Consider the following 3,608-nt stretch of genomic DNA (forward strand, 5'->3'; position numbering starts at 1 on the left):
CGGCGACAACAACACCACCAACTCCGGCACGCAGAACTTCGGCGGCCCGGGCGGCGGCAAGGGGGCGGGATCCGCGTGACGCACACCTCCACGGGCGGCAACAGCAGCGACTACGGGAGCAGGAACGACTTCGGGCGCAACAACAGCTTCGTCACCGGCGACAACAACACCACCAACTCCGGCACGCAGAACTTCTACGGCGGCCCTCCCGCCGCCGACCCCGGCGCCCGCCCGGACCGGGAGGGCCCCTCAGCGGACCGCCGACGCAACGTCTTCGTCGTCCACGGGCGCGACGAGGAGGTGCGCACGAAGATGTTCGACCTGCTGCGTCTGCTCGACCTGCGCCCGCTGGAGTGGGAGGACCTGGTCAGGGCCACCGGCAAGACGTCACCGTTCCTCGGCGAGGTCGTCGCGAAGGCCCCCGAGCAGGCACAGGCGGCCCTCGTCCTGCTCACCCCCGACGACGTCGTCCAGCTCCACCCGGACCTGCGGGGCAGGAACGAGCCGCCGTACGAGACCGAACCGACCGGCCAGCCCCGGCCCAACGTGCTGATCGAGCTGGGCATGGTGCTGATGGCCTACCCGGAGCGCACGCTGATGGTGGAGGTCGGCGAGCTGCGCACGATCGCCGACATCGCGGGCCGGAACGTCATCCGGTTCGACGGCTCCGAGGCGGCCCTGCGGAAGATCGTCCAGCGGCTGAGACTGGCGGGCTGCACGGTCGACGACGCCCGCCCCGAATGGCTCCAGACCTGGCCGTACCGCCACCTGTCGGCGTACGGCCGCACCGGGCGGGGAACCCCGCCGGCCCGCTGAGCCGCGGTACGGGCCCGGTGGCCGGGCCACCGTCGGGGGACGGGCCCGTACCGCTCCGCGTCGCGGGCGGCGGAGAAGTTCTCCCCGCTGTTCGCGACACCGGCCGCGTCGGCCGCGTCGGCCGCGTCAGCCGCGCCGGCTCCATGGGCCGCGCCGGCCGCGGCCGTCGTGGCCGACGCGGCATCCCGGCCCGGTGTCAGGTGTGGCGCCGGGCGCCGGCCGCCAGTCCGGCCAGGAACGCGCCGGTCTCCGGCAGGTCGATCCGCCCCAGCTCGGCGGGGCGGATCACCACCCGCAGTTCGCGGCAGACCCTCCGCTCCCACGAGTGCACGACGAACGACAGCAGGATCAGCCGCAGCAGGCTGTCCTCGTCGAGGTCGTGCAGCCGGGCGAGCCCCGCGCCGGTCAACGGCATGGTCAGGGACTCCAGCTGGCCGTGCCGGCGCACCGCGTCCCACAGCCGCTCCAGGCCCAGCCACAGGTCCTCCACACCGCTGGAGGCGACGCCGTCGTTGCCCATCCGGCTGTAGGCGACGGCGAAGACCAGCGACGGCCGGGCACCGAGCACGGCGACCGTCCCGATCGGGTACCGCGCCCGCTTGCCCCGCGGCTTGTCCCGCGCGCTCTCCCACGACACCGGGGCCACCCCCGCCAGCGCTCCGGCCAGCTCCGCGTCCAGCCGGCCGGCGTCCCCCGCGTAGGCGCGGGCCAGCAACTGGCCCTGCACACTGCCGTCGTTGATGACGCCGCCGTCGTCCACCCGGGTGTCGAAGGTGTCGGTGAACCCCACCACCAGATGGCCGGGCCGCTCGAACAGGTCGCCCTCCTCGACCACCACGGTCATCCCGGGGCGCCCGAACTCCTGCCGCACGGAGGACTGCGGCCGGGCCCGTGCCAGCCCCCAGGCCAGGCACAGTGCCACACAGCCGGCCAGCACCGGACCGGGCCGCGAGACGGTGCCCGGGAACAGCTGGCTGACGAACTGCACGACGGCCGACACCGCGCCGAAGGCCGCGAGCACGCTGCCCGCGAACACCCGCCGCCCCCGCCAGGACCGGGCGAGCCGTGGCCACGCGAGGCGGGTACGGGCGGACAGGCCGGTCAATCGCATGCTTGCCTCCAGGGCATCTTGCTACGCTGATCACACTGTTGACGGGACGTCACGCGGCGAAGGGGGCGAGGCGCGTGCAGACCCGCACCCCGCGCATCCGCGTGAGCGTCCTCGGTCCGCTGCGGCTGGAGGTCGACGGCGCCCCGGTGCGCCTCACCCCGCTCACCGCACGGCTGCTGGTCCGGCTGGTCGCCGCCGAGGGCGAGGCCGTGACCGTGCGCGAGCTGTACCGGGACGTCTGGCAGCAGACCGTCCAGCTGCCGCACCAGGACCTGCGCAACCGCAACGAGGTGCAGAAGCGGATACTGGAACTGCGGCGCGCGTTCGACCTCGCCGGGCCGGGACACGGCGCCCGGATCGTCCGCACGGGACAGCTGCCGACCGCGCGCGGGGCCGAGAGCACCTACCGGCTGGACCTGGCCGACGGCGAGCTGGACAGCGCCGAGTTCGCCCGGCTGGTGAGGGACGCGCTGCGCGCGGCACCGGCCTCGGCCGTCCGGCTGCTCGACGACGCCCTGCGGCTGTGGTGCGGCCGGCCGCTGCCCGAGGCGCAGAACGAGGAGTTCGCGACCGCACCGGTGCGGCGGCTGACCCGGCTCAGGGAGACCGCGCTGCGTGAACTGGTCGCCGGACACACCACGCTGGGCCGCTACGACCTCGCCCTGCCGGTGGCCGAGCAGGCGGCCCGGGAGCGGCCGGAGGACCCCGAGGCCGCCGCCACCCTCGCCCGGCTGAACGCCCGGCTGCGCGAACGGCACGGCGCCGAACTGCTGCGCCACACCCTGCGCGGGCTGCGGGTGGACGTCGTCGTGGTGCGCGGCGACCTGTTCGACCAGGAGGACGCCAACCTGGTCGTGGGGTTCTCCGACACCTTCGACACCTTCGCCGACGACGTCGTCATCAGCCGGGAGAGTGTGCAGGGCCAGCTCGTCGACCGTCTCTTCGAGGGCCGTCACCGGCTCCTGGACGACGGACTGCGCCGGGGGCTGAAGGAGTTCGTGCCCCTGGCCACGGAGAGCGTCCGGGACAAGCGGCGCGGCCGGCGCACCCGCTATCCGATCGGTACGGCGGTGGCGGTCCCCGTCGGCGGCCGCCGGGTCTTCGCCCTCGCCTACTCCCGGCTCGGCAACGACCTGCGCGCCCGGTCCGCCCCGGCGGACCTGCGGCTGAGCCTGGAGCGGCTGTGGCCCGCGGTCGCCCGGCACGGCCTGTTCAAGCCGGTGGCGATACCGCTGATCGGCGCCGGCCTGTCCCGCCTGGTCGAACTCGACCGCACCCAGCTGCTGTTGCTCGTCGTCGAGACCTTCACCCGCAGCCTCGGCCTGGATCCCGCGGTCTGCCCCGAGCTGCGCGTCGTCCTGCGCGCCGGCGATCTGGAGCGGACCGACCTGTCGGTGGTCGAGTCGTTCCTGCGCGGTGTGGACGAGCGGGGGCCGGCGCTGGGGCCGACCGGCGTCGGCTGAACTGGTCACGTCCCCAGCTAAGTCCCGTTCCCGCTTCCGCGGACAGCCACCGCCCGCTTCCGGAGCGCTTCCGGGCCGCCGTCCCCCGGGCGGGCCCGTCCCGCACGCCCCTTTCGTCATGGAGACGAGAACGCGTGGAGGTCGTCACGGAGACGAGAACGGGGGGACGTCGTCGTGGAGACGAGAACGGGGGGACGTCGTCGTGGAGACGAGAACGG

3 protein-coding genes are annotated in these 3,608 nt (G+C 74.3%); 2 read left to right on the plus strand and 1 reads right to left on the minus strand.

What is annotated here, in order from left to right; translation table 11 throughout:
* Nucleotides 1-75: 75 nt before the first annotated feature.
* Complete coding sequence (locus GT045_RS40410; RefSeq protein ID WP_161333806.1) at nucleotides 76-816, plus strand: nucleotide-binding protein; 741 nt, start codon at nucleotides 76-78, stop codon at nucleotides 814-816.
* A gap of 196 nt (nucleotides 817-1,012) precedes the next feature.
* On the opposite strand, the gene GT045_RS08580 is transcribed toward GT045_RS40410, so the two are convergent.
* Nucleotides 1,013-1,927 carry a macro domain-containing protein gene (locus tag GT045_RS08580; protein WP_237538451.1) on the minus strand — a complete coding sequence of 305 codons (915 nt, stop codon included), beginning with the start codon at nucleotides 1,925-1,927 and terminating at the stop codon, nucleotides 1,013-1,015.
* 74 nt (nucleotides 1,928-2,001) lie between these two features.
* Between GT045_RS08580 and GT045_RS08585 the strand changes: the two genes are divergently transcribed.
* Complete coding sequence (locus tag GT045_RS08585) at nucleotides 2,002-3,390, plus strand: macro domain-containing protein (protein WP_345942582.1); 1,389 nt, start codon at nucleotides 2,002-2,004, stop codon at nucleotides 3,388-3,390.
* Nucleotides 3,391-3,608: the final 218 nt, after the last annotated feature.

This window comes from Streptomyces sp. SID486, from assembly GCF_009865385.1.
GTDB lineage: Bacteria > Actinomycetota > Actinomycetes > Streptomycetales > Streptomycetaceae > Streptomyces.